Raw genomic sequence first — 18,383 nt, 5'->3', positions numbered from 1 at the left:
AAGGGTTCTTTTGAAATTTGTTAACAACAGGTCATGAAGACTGCACCACTTGTTTCTTCAAGATCAATCTAGAAAAGTTCCCCCATTCCTAGCGGTCATTGTCCAGAAAATAAAATGGCGAATTGTTCAAGTCCCCTATAACGCTTGAGCAGGTATGTATATTTATTCAAAAAAATCCCTTTATCTAACATCCTACCTTATTAAAAAAATAGTGTATAGAATACTTTTGGAGGAATTCGTGTTCGATTCTACAAAGGAACTGGATACATTTATTCATTGTTTAGATGGGGCTACATATACGGCTGTTACCGACTCTTCTTCGCTTAGACTGTTCCCTCGATTATTGACATAATAGACATCATCTCTGCTGATAGGGAATCAAGGCTTAAGACCACTCAATCTATTGAAGTATTGTTCTCTTCTTTGCAAGACCTTTCGTTATCATTTCGCCCTCTTCCCCTGCGAAATATGTCATATTTTTTCATCTTTTTGTAATGAGCGTTTTCGAAAAATCAGCCGTTCATGCCGCTGCTTTTTAAAGAGTATAAAAACTATTGAGCGGTATACCCGCTTTTTTCATGTTTTGTTCATATTTTATTAATTGTTTATTCAACACTGTCCGCTATAGTAATCCATATCAACAAATATGACTGCCACTCGCATCTTTTATGAAGGGAGGTCCGTTACGCTGAAAGAAAAAATAAAGACCTTAGGCCGTTTTTGCACCGTAGGCGTCGGCAATACGCTGATAGATTTTGGTGTCTTCTTTCTTCTTACCGCTTGTCATGTCTCTTATCTGCCGGCGCAGATCTGCTCCTATACTGCAGGTATCGTCAACAGCTATGTGTGGAACCGGAATTGGACGTTTTGTGTGAAACGTAAGGCTGACGGGAAAGAGATCGTGCGTTTTCTCATGATTAATATTGCCGCGTCGGGGATCACCTTTTTGCTGCTTTATTTGTTTCAAAATTGCGGCTGCTCGCTTTTGGTGAGTAAGCTCGCCGCCACTATCGGCGGAATGATGATGAATTTTATCGGAAACCGAATCTGGGTATTTGGAGATTCACTGAAAAACATACAGGATCAGGAGTGAGGATGAATGAGAAAAAAAGTGAGAAAAGCAGTTATTCCCGCAGCGGGTTTAGGAACGAGATTTCTGCCGGCGACAAAGGCGCAGCCTAAAGAAATGCTCCCAATCGTCGACAAACCAGCAATCCAATATATTGTAGAAGAGGCCGCAGAGTCAGGAATTGAAGATATACTGATTATTACAGGGAGAAACAAACGCTCGATTGAAGATCATTTTGATCGGTCGGCGGAATTGGAATTCAATCTCCGGGAAAAAGGCAAGACGGAGACACTTAAGGAAATGCAGCAGATTGCCGATTTGGCCAACATTCATTACATCCGCCAGAAAGAACCGCTCGGATTAGGCCATGCGGTGCTGTGTGCGGAGCATTTTATCGGAGATGAGCCTTTTGCTGTTCTCTTAGGTGATGATATTATGGTGTCTGAAACACCGGCTCTTCGGCAATTAATGGATGTATATGACGTTTATGGCACAGAGGTTGTCGGTGTACAGTCAGTTCTCCCTGAGGATGTCAGCAAATATGGTATTATAAATACATCAGGGTCTCAAGGGCATGTATATGAAGTGAACGATTTAGTGGAAAAGCCTTCTCCTGAAGAAGCACCTTCGGAAATCGCAGTAATGGGACGTTATGTGCTGAATTCTTCGATCTTCTCCGTTTTGAAGACAATTGGCAGAGGCGCGGGCAACGAAATTCAGCTGACAGATGCGCTTCGTGAGGTTTGCCGTAAGGAGCCGATCCATGCCCGGTTGCTGGAAGGAAATCGATATGACATTGGCGATAAGCTGGGCTGTTTTAAAGCGAGCACCGAAATCGGCTTAATGCGTCCCGAAATGAGATCTCAGCTTTTGGCCTATTTAGAAGATGTGATCAAACGGGAAACGAAAGAAATGCTGCGGTAAAAAAATTGTAACCATCTTGCTCGTCAATCAGTCATATAATAGTGAAAAAGATTAGGACAGGTTGTGAAGAATGTGGGCAGTTTGATAAGCGAAATTTTAACATGGCTGACGAACATGGGATATGCGGGTATTGCGATTGGGTTAATGATTGAAATCATTCCGAGTGAGATTGTATTAGCTTATGGCGGCTATATGGTATCGGAGGGCACGATTGGATTTATTGGCGCAATTATTGCGGGTGTTATCGGGGGCACCATTGCCCAGATCTTTATTTACTGGATCGGCCGCTATGGCGGCAGGCCATTTCTGGACAAATACGGGAAGTATTTATTGATTAAAAAGCATCATATCGACATGTCGGAAAACTGGTTTCAGAAATACGGCGCCGGAGTTGTCTTCTCGGCTCGTTTTATACCGGTTGTCAGACATGCCATATCCATTCCGGCAGGTATTGCCAGAATGCCTTTTCTCAAATTTGTGGTACTGACTGTGCTTGCTATCATTCCATGGTCTATTCTGTTTGTTTATTTAGGCATACAGCTAGGAAGCCAGTGGGATGATGTTGAGAATATAGCGGGCACTTATACAACACCGATTATGATATTGGCTGTTGTCGTGATAGCCCTTTATTTTGTGATTAAGAAACGTACAGCCATATTTAAACGATAGCTAGCGGATATGCATAGGGGGTGACTGACGCTCCCCTATGCATATTTTTTTACTTGCGATGTTGATTTGCCAGCTTCAGATTCTCCGCTAAAAATGCGACAAACACTTCATCCCGCACGAGCGATGCGGCATAATTTCTCTTAATAAACCATTCTGCCTCTTCAAACGCTGCGAATGTTTCGTCTTGGGTTTCTCCGTTAATTTGAATATTCCATTCGTTGTCTAAAGGGAAAAGAAAAAATCTCATTTGTGCGCGATTTTCATATAATGATCCATTCGCAGATCCCTTTAGATTATAGATGTTACGGAAGGCATCCGGCCGTACAGGATCAATACGGAAAGCTTCAGCTACAAACAACTCGTATACTTCATCGGTTATTGAACAGCCGGACGCTTTTGCATGCCCTCCGCCGCCATATCGGCCGGCGATTTCTGACACATCGATGTAATCATGAATGGTGCGGAGACTGACTCGTTTTGACCCCATGCTCAAAATCGCAATGTAATCGAGGTGCGGGTTATCTTTCCCTAGCCTGTTCCCCAGCTCTGAATGGTACGATTCAGCGTGAACGATGCCTACACAGTGTTCGTGAACAAAGGTTTGTACCATTTCCCTTTTCTTTCTGCGGAGGTAGCGCTCGATTTTTTCGTCTTCTAAATCAAGCAGTTTTTCTTCAAAATCATCGAAGAAAAATTCGTCATGCGTGGAAAGGCGCTGGATCATTTTTGCTTCAAATTCATCGATTGACAGCAAAAAGAAAAGATCATTAAGCCGCTTCGCCTGTTTTTGATCGTACCGCTCCCACTCCCATGTATCGTATTGGCGGACGAGCTCTGTGAATTGATCTAAGGCGTTTGTCGGTTTCATGAAGCCATTTTCAACGAGATAGCCATATAAAAGCGATGTCGCGGATGTGAGCCTTCCATCATCGTATTCCACCTGGACAAATCCCCATTCATGCTCATTCAAATGAAGGGCTGTTTTATGATGGTCAATGAGCTTCACTTTGCCCCCTGCATGAACATACTCATTCAATCTCTCTTCGTTTTCTTCATTGACGGCGAGATCGGTGATGAATAACGCGTCCTGTCTGTTGCTCTCCTTCGCTTTTTCTAAAAAGTACTGCACCTGTGCGTTTAAGCCGTTAACAGAGTTATACCGGACCTCTATGTCTTTTCCGAACGCCAATTTTGCTACGATTCCGCATCCTACTCCGTCCAAGTCGTTATGTGAATATAAATGATACATAATGTAGGCCCCTTTTTATGATAAACTGACAATTGCCGCTAGAGGTGCGGCAGCCTTTATTTACTATTCTAAAAAACCAAGCGTTTTATGCAATGGTAATTAGTTGACATAATGTTGTTATTGTAAATATATAAAGGAGCGCTTTTTTTGCGCTCCTAAGTTCTTGCTTTTACACCGGATAAACCGGATGCTTTCGATTGGTAAATGTCATTTCCTTTGTCATGTATGCCTTGAGCCGTTTGGCCAGCTCATCACGCAGCGAATTGGCTGGGATAACAGCATCAATGATCATTTCTGAAGCCAGACGGTAGATATTGATGTCCTCTTTGTATTCCTCCCGTTTGCTGCTGATAAATGCGGCTCTCTCTTCTTCTGGCAGCTCGGCGATTTTTTTAGCGTAGACAGCGTTTACAGCGGCCTCAGGGCCCATGACGGCGATTTGGGCGGTTGGGAGCGCTAGACAGCAATCCGGTTCAAATGCCGGCCCTGCCATTGCATACAACCCCGCCCCGTAAGCTTTTCGGACAATGACAGAGAGTTTTGGAACAGTTGCCTCCGACATCGCAGAAATCATTTTCGCTCCGTGTCTGATAATCCCAGCCTGTTCTACTTTTGTGCCAATCATAAAACCGGGGATATCGGCTAAGAACAGCAATGGGATATGAAAAGCGTCACATAAGGTAACGAACTTAGCCGCTTTGTCTGCTGAATCGTGGAATAAGACGCCTCCTTTTACCTTCGGCTGGTTTGCAACAATGCCGATAGGCTGTCCGTGGATTCGTGCGAGGCCCGTCAATAATTCCGGTGCAAATAAGGCTTTGATCTCAAAAAATGAGTCTTCATCTATGACCCGCTCAATCAGCTCATGCATATCAAAAGGTGCGTTTTGATTTTGCGGAATGACGTCGGCAAGCGGAGTGTCGAAGTGTTTTGGCGGGCGTTTCTTATGAATGGGCGCTTTTTCTTGAAAATTTGCCGGAAAGTAAGACAAATAAGCCCGCGCCAGCTGTATGGCTTCTTCTTCAGTTTCTGCAAGAATATCTCCGCAGCCGGAGATTGAGCAATGCATACGGGCGCCACCCATTTCTTCAAGAGACACTTTTTCGCCAATAACCATTTCCGCCATCCTTGGCGAGCCTAAATACATGGAGGCGTTACCGTCTACCATAACGACGATATCACAGAAGGCCGGAATATAAGCGCCACCTGCTGCAGATGGTCCGAAAAGCAGACAGATTTGCGGAATGCGTCCCGATAATTTGACTTGATTGTAAAAAATTCTTCCTGCACCGCGTCTCCCTGGAAAGACATTGATTTGGTCGGTAATTCGGGCGCCTGCCGAATCGACTAAATAAATGAGCGGACAGTTTAATTTTTCGGCGGTTTCTTGAATTCTGATGATTTTTTCAACTGTTTTTGCTCCCCATGACCCCGCTTTCACTGTTGAATCATTCGCCATGACGCAAACGGTTTGGCCGCCGATTTTGCCGATAGCGGTTACAACTCCGTCAGCGGGAAGCCCGTCTGACATACATTCCGCAAAAAAAGCGTCTTCTAGCTCAATGTCATCGTCAAAGAGAAGGGAAAGCCGCTCTCTGACAAAGAGCTTGCCTTTTTCCCGATTGCTTTGATGATACTTTTCCGCTCCGCCTTTTCGAATCCGTTCAGCCCGTTCTGTTCGTTCCTTTTCATAATCCATGAGCATTGCCTCCCTTTTATATTCCCTTGTATACGGCCCGTCTTTTTTCTTGAAAGGCCTGAAGCCCTTCTCTCCTGTCTTTTGTCGGGATGGTTTGTTCATACGCTTTTTGTTCAATCGCAAGGCCTGTAGCGAGATCTGTCTCCAATCCTCTATTGATTGCAAATTTAGCCTGACGGACAGCGATCGGCCCGTTGGCAGAAATGGCTGCGGCCAGTTCCTTTGCTTTTGGCATAAGGTCACAAGGAGCCGTGACATGCTCTACAAGGCCGATTTCTTTTGCTTCGTGTGCGGTCACGCGTCTGCCTGTATAAATGAATTCTTTTGCTTTTCCTCTGCCAATCAGCCGGGGCAGCCTTTGGGTCCCTCCAGCGCCCGGGATAATAGCTAACCCTGTTTCCGGAAGTCCCAGCACAGCTGATTCAGTTGCGATTCGAAGGTCGCATGCCAATGCCAATTCTAGTCCGCCGCCTAATGCGCTTCCATTTATCGCAGCTATGACCGGCTGCGGCAAGGCATCAAGTAAAGCCGCCGTTCTTTGAATGAGAGATACACTTTCCAGAACCTGATCTTCTTTCAGTTTTATCCGTTCCTTTAGGTCTGCCCCTGCACAAAACGCTTTTTCACCGGTGCCTGTGAGGATGACGCAACGGATGTTTGAGTTGAATTCAATTTCCTGAAGAATCATTTGCAGGTTTCTAAGCATTTCCGCTGAAAGAGCATTTGCTGCCTGAGGCCTGTTTAAGGTGATCAACGCAATATGTTCATTTTTAACAGTAAAAAGAATAGAGTCTCCCATTGTATGCGTCCTCCCTTTTATCAAGATGATTTAAACACCTGTAAATTTCTGCTCGGCAGCGGTTTGCCCATTTTTTCTTCTATCCATTTGGCCGCAGATAGCAGTTTTTCTAGCTTTACATTTGTTTTGATATCCATCTGTTCAAGCATGTACACGATATCCTCAGTTGCGGCGTTTCCTGCTGAACCTGGCGCATATGGGCATCCCCCAAGCCCGCCTGCCGAGCCGTCGAACACCGTGATGCCCATTTGGAGTGCTGTGACCATGTTGGCCAGAGCGGTTCCTCTCGTATCATGAAAATGCAAGGCAATTTGATTAGCCGGGAATCGTGCCAAAAGAGCTTCAAGTACAGTTTCCACTTGGGCGGGATTAGCCGCTCCAATCGTATCTCCAAGCGAAAGTTCAGAAATCCCAAATTCAAATAGAGCTTCTGAAAGGCGAATGACTTGTTCAATGGGGACATCTTTTTCGTACGGACAGCCGAAAACAGTCGAGAGGTAGGCTCTTGTTGTGAGGTTTGCTTTTTGTGCGTCGTTGTTTACTTGTTTGAGTATATGAAGGGATTCAGAAGTGGATTTATTGATGTTTTTTCTGTTGTGCGTCTCGCTGGCGGACATAAAAACGCAAGCCTCGTTAATGCCTCCTTCAAGTGCATTCTCCAGTCCTCTTTGATTCGGGACAAGTGCCGCGTACGTTACCCCTTTTAAACGGTCGATGCCTTTTGCTACATCGATAGCATCTCGAAGCGCCGGAATCCATTTCGGGTGAACGAAGGATGTGATTTCAATATACGAAAGCCCTGTCCTGGAAAGCTGGTTGATCCAGGTTATTTTATCCTCTGTTGCGATCCATACGGGCTCGTTTTGTAAGCCGTCACGCGGGCCGACTTCTTTGATTGTCACTTTTTTAGGATATGTCATGGTCTTCCTCCAAATTATTGAGTGGAATCGCTCAGTTCGAGCAGTACGTCTCCTTCATTTACAAAGTCGCCTTCATTTTTTTTGACTTCTTTTACGATTCCGCTTCTATCTGCAACGATCGGGATTTCCATTTTCATCGATTCCAAAATGGCTACCTCCTGGCCCTTTTCGATTTGGTCGCCGGCTTTGACGTGGACTTTCCACAGGTTTCCTGCCATTTGTATGTTAACCGTCATGACAACTGCCTCCTTTATAGGTGTTGTTTCAAAAAGTCAGTCGTGACATCCCCTTCTTTAAATGCCTTTGTTGCCGCAGCCTGTATGAGAAGCGGAAGATTTGTTTTGATTCCCTCTACACGATAGTCGCGAAGCGCTGTCTCTAGTTTTTCAATTGCTTCTGTTCTGGTTTGGCCTTTGACAATCATCTTAGCGATCATCGGGTCATAAAAAGGGGTAACGGTGCTGTCTTTTGCTACCGCACATTCGTGTCTGACTCCTTTTTGGTCAGGAAGTGAAAACGCAGTGATCGTACCTGGTGACGGGAAGAAGGTCTTGGGATCTTCCGCGTATATTCGAACCTCTATCGCATGCCCGTTCCGTTGGATGTCTTTTTGGGAGAATGTGAGTGTATGGCCCGCAGCAATCCGCAGCTGCTGCTCAACTAAGTCCAGGCCTGTTATTTCTTCAGTCACGGGGTGTTCAACTTGCAGTCTCGTATTCATTTCGAGGAAATAAAAATTTTGCTTCTGGTCAACTATGAATTCGATGGTGCCTGCGTTCGTATAGCCGATTGCCTTCGCTGCTTTTACCGCTGTTTGCCCGATCTTCATTCTTAGTTCATCGTCTACAAATGGAGACGGTGCTTCTTCAATGACTTTTTGGTGGCGCCTCTGAACAGAGCAATCACGTTCAAACAGATGTACTGTATGGCCGTGTTGATCGGCCAAAAGCTGAACCTCGATGTGGCGCGCATGTTCAATAACTTTTTCTATATACATCGACCCGTCACCGAAAAAATCTGCTGCGCGCTTTTTGTTTCCCTCGTACGCTTTTTTTAATGCTTCTTCATTTTCAACCCGCTGCATTCCGATGCCCCCTCCGCCCGCTGAAGCTTTCAGCATGACAGGATAGCCGATTTGACCTGCGGTGCGGCAGGCTGCCTCTATATCTCCGAGGGATTCAGAAACGCCCGGCACCACAGGGACACCTGCAGCCTCCATTGCTTTTCGCGCTTCAATTTTGCTGCCCATCTTTGCGATGATATCAGGGGAAGGTCCGATAAACACGATGTTTTCTTGCTTGCAGCGTTCAGCGAACCGGCTGTTTTCTGATAACAATCCATATCCCGGGTGGATCGCGTCGGCATTTGCTTTTTTCGCCGTCTTTATGATTCTCTCTATATTTAAATAACTTTCACTGACTCTCGATTCTCCGATCAAATAAGCCTCTGTAGCGGCTTTTGTATGGAGCGCGTCCTTGTCTGCTTCTGAATAAACCGCGACCGTTTTAATGCCGAGACGGCTGCATGTTCGGATAATTCTCATTGCAATTTCTCCGCGGTTGGCGATCAGTACTTTTGTAAACATGATTTCACCTCATTGACTTGATGATAGGTTGAACATTTCAATCGTTTTTTCTCGCAGTTTATATTTTTGAATTTTGCCTGAGGCCGTCATCGGATAGTCATCCGTAAAAATAACATAACGCGGAATTTTGTGGCGGGCGATTTTCCCTTTGCAATAGGCTTTAAGCTCATCAGGTGAAACGCTTTTACCGTCTTTCAGTTTAATCCAGGCTGCAGCTTCCTCCCCGAATTTGGCGTCAGGCACACCAACGACCTGTACATCTAAAATAGCGGGATGCCGGTATAAAAATTCTTCAATTTCCCGCGGATAAATGTTCTCGCCGCCTCTGATGAGCATATCTTTTAATCTTCCGGTGATGCGGCAGTACCCGTCTTCGTCCATGACAGCAAGATCTCCGGTAAACAGCCATCCGTCATGATTGATTGCTTTTCTGGTCGCATCTTTGTCTTTATAATAGCCTTTCATGACGTGATAGCCACGGGTGCACAGTTCTCCCTGCATGCCTCTTTGAACTTCTTGACATGTCCCAGGTTCTACAATTTTCACCTCAGTATGTGGCAGGGCGCGGCCGGTTGTTTCGACTCTTCTTATGAAGGAATCATTTGCTCTCGTTTGCGTAATGACTGGCGAGGCTTCGGTTTGTCCATAGGCGATCGTAATGTCTTTCATGCCCATTCTTTCAATCACAGCTTTCATCACTTCACTTGGGCAGGGAGAGCCGGCCATGATTCCTGTTCGGAGCGTCGATAGATCATATGCATCAAAATCCGGATGATGCAGCTCGGCGATAAACATGGTAGGCACACCATGGAGCGCTGTGCATTTCTCTTTTTCTACGTTTTAAGGACGGTAACGGGATCAAATTCTTGCACGGGTATCATGGCTGCCCCGACGGATACACATGCCAAAACCCCAAGGACGCATCCAAAGCAGTGAAAAAACGGAACCGGGATACACATGCGGTCTTGAGAGGTTAAAGCCATACATTCAGCGATATTAGCAGCGTTATTGATGACATTGAAATGGGTCAGCATCACGCCTTTTGGAAACCCTGTCGTTCCTGATGTGTATTGCATATTAATCACATCGTCTTTATCCAGGCTGTTCATTCTCTCTTCAAGCTCAGCATCTGTCACTGTTTTCGCCAATCTCTCTGTATCGTCCCAATGATACATGCCAGGCAACCGTTTATTGCCAATATAGATTAGCGTTTTTAAAAAGGGATAGCGTTCAGATTTCAGTTGGCCGGGCTTTGCTTCTTGCAGTTCTGGAATTAAACTGCTCACGATGTCTGGATAAGAAGTGCCCCTGTATGAATCCATGATAATAAGCGCGGCGGCATCCGATTGCTTTAACAAGTAGTCCAGCTCGTGTGCTTGATAATTGGTATTGACGGTTACGAGCACGGCTCCGATCTTCGCAGTTGCGAACTGGACGGCAAGCCATTCAGGGATATTAGAAGCCCATATGGCGACGTGGTCTCCTTTTCCAATCCCCATCCGCATAAGACCTTTAGCGGTTTGACGGCACAGACTGTCAAATTGGGCGTACGTATAGCGGATATTTCGGTCTGGATACACAACAGCATCTCGATCGGGATACGCATCAGCTGTTTGTTCCAGCAGCCTGCCGATTGTGGAATGGATGAGTTCAGCCATTCATTGTTCCTCCTTTCTCAATGATAGGAAAGCGTTTACATTTTTATTTTAAAAGCTGTCTGGCGATCACGAGACGCTGAATTTCAGATGTGCCTTCACCGATTTCCATTAATTTTGCGTCCCGTAGCATCCGTTCCACCCCATACTCTTTCATATAGCCTGAACCTCCATGGATTTGAATGGCTTGATTGCAAGCTCTTGTCGCCATTTCAGATGCGAATAGCTTGGCGTACGCCGCTTCTTTGGTGAACGGGTGGTTATGGTCTTTCAGCCAGGCGGCTTTTAACACCATTTGCCGTGCCAGATCAATTTCCATCGCCATGTCAGCAAGCTTAAATTGAATCGCTTGAAAGGAAGAAATCGGCTGTCCAAACTGCTTTCGTTCTTTCGCATATGCCAATGATGCATCAAGGGCCGCTTGGGCAATGCCGACTGCAAGAGCAGCGATGGAGATTCGCCCTCCGTCCAGCGTATATAGAAACTGTTTAAACCCTTTTGTTGGATCGCCAAGTAAGTTGGCCGCAGGCACTCTTACATCCTCAAGCAAAATTTCCGCTGTATTCGAACCGCGGACGCCCATTTTATCGTACGGGCTCGTAATCGTAAGTCCTGGTGTGTCAGTTGGCACGATTAATGCGGAGATGATGTTTTTTCCGTCTTTGTTTTTGCCTGTTACGGCGGTTACAATAACTGTGCGTGCGTAGCTTGCATTAGTGATCCAGCACTTTTCGCCGTTGATTACATACTCGTCACCATTTGAAATCGCTTTTGTTTGAGTGCCTCCTGCATCTGAGCCGGCATTTGGCTCCGTCAGGCCGAATGATCCGAGTGCTGTGCCTGAAGCCAGCGGCGTCAAATGCGTCTGTTTTTGCTCTTCTGTTCCGAAGTAGTAAAGAGGGCTTGCGCCTAGCGAGACCGCTGCAGCATAGCTTAATCCAGTACTGCCGCAGGCTTTGCCGACTTCTTCAACCGCTAAGGCATATGAAATCGTATCACCGCCAGATCCGCCGTATTCTTCTGGAAATGGAATACCCATCAGACCGAGTTCACCCATTTTTTCAAATGTTTGCATCGGGAACTCGCCTGTTTGATCTACATGTTCAGCGTGAGGAGCAATTTCTTTTTTCGCAAAATCTTTTACCATTTCACGCACCATTTGTTGTTCTTTTGTCAGCTCAAAATTCACATCGTTTCCTCCTTCACATCTTTGTAACATCCTATTAGGCGAGTTCTATAATCATTCCCTGACAAGAAAAGTCTGAAAATTAAAACTGAATCATTTTTTATGTGATAATTTCAGCGGAATGAGCAAATACATGCAGTAGGCGCATACCATCCATATCGCAAATGCAATAACTTGGCCCTTTGATAAAGCCGGGAAGATGAGGGAGATTCCAAAGGGAAATCGTATCAATCAATAAACCGACCGCTGATCCCCATATATAGCTTGATCACCGCGAACTGTGATTGATCGAGTTTTTGATAGAGAAAGAACACAAGGCATAAAACAAGAGCGGTGCCCGCTTCCAAGAGAAGAAAGTTCGTCAAAAAGGCTTCTTCAGCCGGATCAGTCAACACAGCATCTTCGAACAGCACAAAAAATAATGTGGCACCTAACCAGACTAGAAATGAAAACGTAAAACACGTCCTGTACATGTTTCTCTTAGATTTTACTTAGTACTAGCTTCTCAGATTCCAATAATGGAAAATGTCCAAACACCGCCTACAGGGGTTTACCATCGTTTCCTGTCTCCAAAATCACTTTTAAAAAAAGACGACTTAGAAAGCCGTCCTTCTCATTTCTTATTTTGTTGTTCGTTTGGAAGCCTTGCTTTCGTTATGAAGCCGGTCTGCTGAAGTGACATAATACGTATATTTCTTGTTGGGATCTGCCGTGTTATCTAAGAAGGTTTGCTGCTCATGTGTTTTTCTTTGCGTTGCCAGCAATGTTCTCTGCTTTTTCCCTTCGGCTCTGTATATCGCATAATAGGCTGTTTCTTTCGTTTTTTGATTTGATGGGTGATCTTTAATCTGCAGAAGATTGCCGTTTTTGTCTTCGGTGACTTTCGTAAGCTTCGGTTTTTTTGGGGCGGTATTGTCAAGCCAAGGCATTTGCGGAACCAGTGCCGGATTTCTGTAAAGATCGGCGATAAGCCTGTCTTTGATGCCAAGCGGATTTTTGTTGAGGTCCTTGAGGCTGAAATGCATGCTTCCTTTCACCAGTTCAAGCTGGCGGTTCAAAGTGATTTGCCGCACATATTCCTCAGGGTCGGACCAAGGCGGATCAAAATTGTTATTGATTTTATATGCTGCCTGGCCAATATATAAGTGAACAGGTCTATTTTTGACTTCATTGCTCCACCAATCAGCCAGCACGTCGTAAGCCGCTGCGTTAAAGCCGATACTCCAATAAATTTGCGGAGCAATATAATCGATGTCGCCTTCTTGGATCCAATGTCTTGTGTCTGCATATAGATCGTCATAATTTCTGACGCCTGCTTTTGTATTCGATCCGGTCGGGTCATCTGCGGCGTTTCTCCATACTCCAAAGGGACTGATGCCGAATTTGACATACGGTTTTGCAGCTTTAATTGTTTGGTTGATTTGTTTGACAAGCTGGTTCACATTGTCCCGCCGCCAGTCATCGATATTAGAAAAAGCGTCTTTTCCGTATTGTTCATACTGTGCTTGATCAGGAAATTCCTGTCCTGCTATTTTATAAGGGTAAAAATAATCATCCATATGAACAGCATCGATATCATAATGTTTTACGACTTCTTCAATGCCTTTGACGATAAAATCTCTCGCTTCTGGAATGCCTGGATGATAATACAGCTGGTTTCCGTAGGCGGCAACCCAATCTGGATGTTTTCTTGCCGGGTGACTCTCAGACAATTTATTAAGATCTGTATGATTCATTGTAATACGGTAAGGGTTAAACCACGCGTGAAATTCCAAATTTCGTTTATGGGTTTCTTCAATCATAAATGCAAGAGGATCATAGCCCGGGTCCTTCCCTTGGACACCGGTTAAGTATTCCGACCAAGGCCCGTAAGCTGACGGATAAAAGGCATCAGCCGTCGGTTTAATCTGAACAACAACGGCATTCATTCCCATTTTTTGCACATCGTCCAGCAGTTTGATATACTCCTGTTTTTGCTCTTTCACAGATAACCCTTTTTTGGACGGCCAATCAATATTTAATACGGAAGCAATCCATACGGCTCTCAGCTCCCTGTCAGACTGCGCATTGGCCATAAACGGAACGGAAATGACAAACGTTCCGATGATCAAGCTGACAAGGAAACGGACAATCGACTTTTGGCAAACCTTCATTCTGTTTCTTCTCCCCCATTACATCACTTTCACTATTCGCTATTACGGTATTCCCGGGCTTTAAAAGGGTGATTAACAGAATGTCTATCTCACTAAATAAACGAAAAAAGTCCTAAAGCATGTTGTGAACCGCTTTTAGGACTTTTTATCATTCATCATGGTTTGCAGACTTTTTAACACATCAATAAGTTTTACGCCGACACCGACAGCCGTTTCAAGGATCGCTTGTGCTCCGGCAATGGCTAAAATAAAGATCAGCGGTATTGCAATACGAGGCAAAAAAAGATAGCCAAGTCCGATCAAGATGGCACACCAAACACCGGCACACCAGTAGCAATTGAGCATGTATCCAAAGTTAGAAGCCGGCACGCTTTTTTCATCTACATGCCCGTTTTGATCAACAATCCTTTTCTTTTTCATAAAAGGTTTTCGGATAAATTCTGTGATTTTGTCGAATACAATCAAATGTGTCAGCCTGTAACTGGCTAGAATCAGCATGATAAACGTAAGAAAAGATAAATGCTCCATGACAAGCCTCCAAGAAAAAGGATGATGTTATCATTCCCTAGTGTCATCGATCCATTCTTTGATACAAAAAGAAGCGGACAAAGAATGCTTTTGTCCGCGAATCCGCTCTATTGTTTGTGCGGGATTGCTTTATTTGAAGTGATCTTTTCTAAAATGTCGAGGATGATGTCAGCATTCTTTTCAGCATATGTTCCTTCCAGCATGTCTTTATGAGCGCCAAAACCCGTGTACTCACTATAGTTTCCGCAGGCGCCTTCCCATTTCGTTAAGCCTGTATGCCCGCTGGTTTCGGGGTGGATTCCAGCTTCGATGAAATGAATGCTTGCTTTGATGTGGCCTTCATTCAGCAATTGTGCCCAATATTCCTGATAGTTTCTTTTTTTCTTCATCACCTTTTCTCTGACTGCTTCAGGCAGATATGCTGCAGATTCGTCATTCCCGGTATCGATAGGCAAAGGCTGTTCTTTTAGATAAGCGTCCACGATAATGAAGTCGCTGACTTCCAATCCTTTGCGCTCCATAGCCTGTGCCACTTCAAAAGCCAGGTTTCCGCCAGCAGAGTAGCCTAATAAAACGTATGGGCCCTCAGGCTGTATGTCCGTCATGCAATTAACATATTGTTCAATGCGGGTGTCTTGTTCAATAAAGTGAAACCCGTATACGGCTGCCTTCTCATTCAGTAATAAAGCAAGGTCTTTAAAATAAATGCCAAATCCTGATATCGGCGGGAAGCAGAAAAGATTTTGCGCGCCGTGCTGGTTCAGTTTGATCACATGCTGTTCATCTGCCGCTCTCAGCTGTTTAGAATAAAGTTTTTCGGCAAGCTGAGCGATTGTCGGATGTTCGAACAAGAAATCAATCGGTATGTCAATGTTCTGCTGATGTTTTAGTGTATGTATGACTTGCAGTGCTTTTAGTGAATGTCCGCCAATAGCAAAGAAGTCATCATCAATACTGATTGTGTTAACACCGAGGACTTGCTTCCAAATGTTCGCCAATTCTTCTTCAACCAAGTTTCTTGGCAATATGATGTTCTGTCGTTTGGCAGGCTTATTTTCTGGAATAGGCAGCGCGCTGCGGTCTATTTTTCCGTTTCCGGTAAGCGGCATCCGCTCCACACGCACCCAGTGCTGCGGGATCATATAGTCTGGAAGCACACGCGCCAAATCGGCGCGAAAATCCGTATCTGTTTTTTTGTGATCACCGACGTAATGAGTGTACAGCTGCGCCTCTCCATCTTTTTCTCTCAATGTCACTGCTGCTTCTTGAACGCCTTCCATTTCTAACAGGCGCGCTTCTATTTCGGCGGGCTCAATTCGTTTTCCGCGGATTTTCATTTGCCTGTCAATTCTGCTGATGTATTCTAAGTTTCCATCAGGCAGCCAGCGCGCCAAATCACCGGTACGGTATATTCTTTCTCCAGGCAAGAAAGGATGAGGAGAAAACACAGCATTTGTCAGATCTACTCTGTTCAAATAGCCTTTAGCGACTCCATCACCGCCAACACAAAGCTCGCCGGGAACGCCTATTGGCAAAAGACGTCCTTTTGTATCTAAGATGTAAGCGGTGCTATTACTGATTGGTTTTCCAATCGGAATCGGCCCCGCATAGTCTCTCTTCATTTCAAAAAAGGTTGAAAAAGTCGTGTTTTCCGTTGGCCCGTAAATATTATGAAGCGCGAGATCTGGACAGGCGTGTCTGACGGCATTCATCAGGGCAGGAGAGAGTGCTTCTCCTCCGACATATAACGTATGGAGTCCGCGAAACATGTCAGCTCGTACCTGTGCCAGCTGATTAAAAAGAGCTGTCGTTAAAAATAGCACTGTAATGTCATTTTCAAGCAAATACGCTCCAAACCGATCAGGTGTCAGCATTGTCGATTTATCAATGATATGAAGGCTTGCGCCATTTAAAAGTGCCCCGAACATTTCAAAGGTGACGGCGTCAAAGCTGATAGATCCAGTCATAATAAACCGGTCATCACCGGACGCAGACGTGTAATTGCTGTTTCTGACCAGGGACACGACATTGCGATTCGTGATCATGACCCCTTTCGGCCGGCCTGTTGATCCTGAGGTATACATGATATATGCAAGATCGTCTGGACTGGAGATGGTGTTGATAGGAAAATGGTTCTCTCCCATCAATGCCTGCGCATCTGCAATCATACATGTTCCTGAGAACGCAGCATTTTGCTCCAGCCCCTTTTGAACAATCAGCATTTTTGCTTGCGTTTCCTCAAGCATAAAGCTGACTCGTTCAGGCGGAAGCTCCGCATCAAGCGGGAGGTATGCTCCCCCTGCTTTTAATACGGCAAGCACACTGATCATGAATTCGGGAGAATGTGCAGCCAATATTCCGGCTGTCTCGTTTTTCCGAAATCCTTTTTGAATTAATTCTCTGGCGAGCGCATTAGAGCGTTTATCAAGCTCTTTATACGAAATAGACATATTGCCATACACAAGTGCGGTATGGTCTGGCGTCTTTTCTGCTTGTTCGCGAAATAAATCGATAATTGTATGATTCTTTGGATACTCCGTTTTTGTATTGTTGAACTGTGTGACAATCTGCTCTTTTTCTGTTGCATCAAGAAAAGAAAAATCAGCAATTGGCATATGAGGGTGCTGTGCAGCTGTGCTAAGCGCTTGCGTAAATTGCCTCTTGATACAGCTGATCCAGGCAGCATCGTAAACGAATGCATTATAGCTGAACTTGATGACAAGCTCTTCGCCGGGAGCAACGACAAGATTAAAGTTATATCCTGATTGCTCGGATACTTGAACTTGATCGATTTGCAGCGGTGAATCGGTTTGATCAGCGGAATCGGCGATTTTCTGCTGTAACGGATAGTTTTCAAAGACGATAATGTGATCAATCAGTTCCTGTTTTAATGCGGTGTTTGCCTGAATATCAAATAAAGGCTGGCAGGTAAACGGCTCAGCTTCCAGCATTTCTTTCTGGCAGCGTATGAGCAGCTCGTGAAACGTTTCGTCTTGATGTGTTTTAATTCGAATCGGTATGGTATTGATAAACAACCCTATCATTTGCTCCACGCCTGGGATTTCTGACGGTCTTCCTGATACAACTGCGCCAAACACAACGTCGTCTGTGCGGTTATATTGCTGCAGCATCACACCCCAGACTGCCTGAATAAGGGTAGCGAGCGTGACGCCGTGTTGTTTGGCAGTCTCTTTCAGCTTGTCTGTCAGTGGTTTATTTAATGAAAATATCAAATCTTCACGGTGATAACCTTCTTTTGTTTCTTTATCAGACACACGAGGCAGAGGTGATGGAGTGCTGTAGTTTTTTAAATAGGTATCCCAGTAGGCCGCTGCTTTTTCTTTGTCTCGGTTTGTCAGCCATGAAATATAGGTGCTGTACGGACGGACAGGGTCTAATGAAAGTGGTTTTCCTGCATGAATCGATTGATAAATTTGCATAAATTCCTGCATAACGATACCTAGGCACCATCCGTCCATTAAAATATGATGGTGACTCCAGATACAGACATGCTCATCTTTAGCTGTCTTGAATAGAGAAATCCGCATCAGCATGTCTTTTTGCAGATCAAAGCCTTTTTGCTTGTCCTTCTCTTTAAAGCGTTCAATATACTCATTCTGGTCGTTTGTTGGCAGATGGGAAATGTCTTCGCTGTACAAATGGAATTCACGTTCTGTCATCACGACTTGCCGAGGTCCCGACAAATGCGGGACGTGCGGCAAAAACACGGTTCTGAAAATATCATGGCGGTCGATAATGGCTTGAATGCTGCGCTGGAACCAGTCATAGCTGAGGCTTCCTTTAATGGTGAAGAGCGACTGCTCGACATACGCCCCCTCCTCTTTACGGAGGAAGGAATGAAACAGCATTCCCTCCTGCATATGACTCAGAGGATAAATGTTCTTGATTTTTTTGATGTTATCCATAGTGTCTGCACCTTTCTTCAC

13 protein-coding genes and 3 pseudogenes are annotated in these 18,383 nt (G+C 45.0%); 3 read left to right on the top strand and 13 right to left on the bottom strand.

Annotated features, from left to right (window positions below):
• Nucleotides 1-646: 646 nt before the first annotated feature.
• The 3 genes from MKY10_RS11920 (at nt 647) to MKY10_RS11910 (ending at nt 2,662) form a co-directional block, all read left to right on the top strand.
• Nucleotides 647-1,093, top strand: a complete 447-nt coding sequence (locus tag MKY10_RS11920) for a GtrA family protein (RefSeq protein ID WP_014479951.1) — start codon at nt 647-649, stop codon at nt 1,091-1,093.
• A 6-nt stretch (nt 1,094-1,099) separates the two neighbouring features.
• Nucleotides 1,100-1,993, top strand: coding sequence for a UTP--glucose-1-phosphate uridylyltransferase GalU (galU, locus tag MKY10_RS11915; RefSeq protein ID WP_003245127.1), 894 nt, complete (start codon nt 1,100-1,102; stop codon nt 1,991-1,993).
• 72 nt (nt 1,994-2,065) lie between these two features.
• The gene (locus MKY10_RS11910) at nt 2,066-2,662 is read left to right on the top strand and encodes a DedA family protein (protein WP_003231529.1); all 597 of its coding nucleotides are present in this window, start codon (nt 2,066-2,068) and stop codon (nt 2,660-2,662) included.
• A 49-nt stretch (nt 2,663-2,711) separates the two neighbouring features.
• Here the strand turns inward: MKY10_RS11910 and nrnB are convergent, their stop codons facing one another.
• From nrnB to ppsE, 13 genes and pseudogenes are all read right to left on the bottom strand, one after another.
• Nucleotides 2,712-3,911 (bottom strand): oligoribonuclease NrnB, encoded by a 1,200-nt coding sequence (gene nrnB, locus MKY10_RS11905; protein WP_015251991.1) that lies wholly within the window; start codon nt 3,909-3,911, stop codon nt 2,712-2,714.
• A 169-nt stretch (nt 3,912-4,080) separates the two neighbouring features.
• Complete coding sequence (locus MKY10_RS11900; protein WP_080019524.1) at nt 4,081-5,616, bottom strand: acyl-CoA carboxylase subunit beta; 1,536 nt, start codon at nt 5,614-5,616, stop codon at nt 4,081-4,083.
• Between the two features lie 10 nt (nt 5,617-5,626).
• Nucleotides 5,627-6,409, bottom strand: a complete 783-nt coding sequence (locus MKY10_RS11895; protein ID WP_015251989.1) for an enoyl-CoA hydratase — start codon at nt 6,407-6,409, stop codon at nt 5,627-5,629.
• A 20-nt stretch (nt 6,410-6,429) separates the two neighbouring features.
• Nucleotides 6,430-7,329 carry a hydroxymethylglutaryl-CoA lyase gene (gene ldeG, locus MKY10_RS11890; RefSeq protein ID WP_015251988.1) on the bottom strand — a complete coding sequence of 300 codons (900 nt, stop codon included), beginning with the start codon at nt 7,327-7,329 and terminating at the stop codon, nt 6,430-6,432.
• A 14-nt stretch (nt 7,330-7,343) separates the two neighbouring features.
• Nucleotides 7,344-7,565 carry an acetyl-CoA carboxylase biotin carboxyl carrier protein subunit gene (locus MKY10_RS11885; protein ID WP_021479784.1) on the bottom strand — a complete coding sequence of 74 codons (222 nt, stop codon included), beginning with the start codon at nt 7,563-7,565 and terminating at the stop codon, nt 7,344-7,346.
• 14 nt (nt 7,566-7,579) lie between these two features.
• Nucleotides 7,580-8,914 (bottom strand): acetyl-CoA carboxylase biotin carboxylase subunit, encoded by a 1,335-nt coding sequence (locus tag MKY10_RS11880; RefSeq protein WP_048654897.1) that lies wholly within the window; start codon nt 8,912-8,914, stop codon nt 7,580-7,582.
• A 9-nt stretch (nt 8,915-8,923) separates the two neighbouring features.
• Nucleotides 8,924-10,572, bottom strand: a pseudogene (locus MKY10_RS11875) (AMP-binding protein).
• Between the two features lie 43 nt (nt 10,573-10,615).
• Complete coding sequence (locus MKY10_RS11870) at nt 10,616-11,758, bottom strand: acyl-CoA dehydrogenase (RefSeq protein WP_014479960.1); 1,143 nt, start codon at nt 11,756-11,758, stop codon at nt 10,616-10,618.
• 90 nt (nt 11,759-11,848) lie between these two features.
• Nucleotides 11,849-12,150: pseudogene (locus MKY10_RS11865) on the bottom strand (DUF5367 family protein).
• Nucleotides 12,140-12,292, bottom strand: a pseudogene (locus MKY10_RS11860) (hypothetical protein). The pseudogenes MKY10_RS11865 and MKY10_RS11860 overlap by 11 nt, the downstream one beginning before the upstream one ends.
• Nucleotides 12,293-12,375: 83 nt before the next feature.
• Complete coding sequence (locus MKY10_RS11855) at nt 12,376-13,908, bottom strand: glycoside hydrolase family 10 protein (protein WP_015251984.1); 1,533 nt, start codon at nt 13,906-13,908, stop codon at nt 12,376-12,378.
• A gap of 135 nt (nt 13,909-14,043) precedes the next feature.
• Complete coding sequence (locus MKY10_RS11850; RefSeq protein ID WP_015251983.1) at nt 14,044-14,436, bottom strand: DUF1360 domain-containing protein; 393 nt, start codon at nt 14,434-14,436, stop codon at nt 14,044-14,046.
• Between the two features lie 107 nt (nt 14,437-14,543).
• Nucleotides 14,544-18,383, bottom strand: coding sequence for a plipastatin non-ribosomal peptide synthetase PpsE (gene ppsE / locus MKY10_RS11845; protein WP_015251982.1), 3,840 nt, complete (start codon nt 18,381-18,383; stop codon nt 14,544-14,546).

The organism is Bacillus sp. FSL P4-0290, from assembly GCF_037975435.1.
GTDB classification, from domain to species: Bacteria; Bacillota; Bacilli; order Bacillales; family Bacillaceae; genus Bacillus; species Bacillus subtilis.
This window is presented reverse-complemented; position numbering and strand designations above follow the sequence as displayed.

Coding starts and splice junctions, on each gene's coding strand:
- MKY10_RS11850 (WP_015251983.1), bottom strand. CDS start 14,436: ATGGAGCATTTATCTTTTCTTACGTTTATCATGCTGATTCTAGCCAGT.
- MKY10_RS11880 (WP_048654897.1), bottom strand. CDS start 8,914: ATGTTTACAAAAGTACTGATCGCCAACCGCGGAGAAATTGCAATGAGA.
- nrnB (WP_015251991.1), bottom strand. CDS start 3,911: ATGTATCATTTATATTCACATAACGACTTGGACGGAGTAGGATGCGGA.
- MKY10_RS11920 (WP_014479951.1), top strand. CDS start 647: ATGACTGCCACTCGCATCTTTTATGAAGGGAGGTCCGTTACGCTGAAA.
- MKY10_RS11885 (WP_021479784.1), bottom strand. CDS start 7,565: ATGACGGTTAACATACAAATGGCAGGAAACCTGTGGAAAGTCCACGTC.
- ldeG (WP_015251988.1), bottom strand. CDS start 7,329: ATGACATATCCTAAAAAAGTGACAATCAAAGAAGTCGGCCCGCGTGAC.
- MKY10_RS11895 (WP_015251989.1), bottom strand. CDS start 6,409: ATGGGAGACTCTATTCTTTTTACTGTTAAAAATGAACATATTGCGTTG.
- galU (WP_003245127.1), top strand. CDS start 1,100: ATGAGAAAAAAAGTGAGAAAAGCAGTTATTCCCGCAGCGGGTTTAGGA.
- MKY10_RS11855 (WP_015251984.1), bottom strand. CDS start 13,908: ATGAAGGTTTGCCAAAAGTCGATTGTCCGTTTCCTTGTCAGCTTGATC.
- MKY10_RS11900 (WP_080019524.1), bottom strand. CDS start 5,616: ATGCTCATGGATTATGAAAAGGAACGAACAGAACGGGCTGAACGGATT.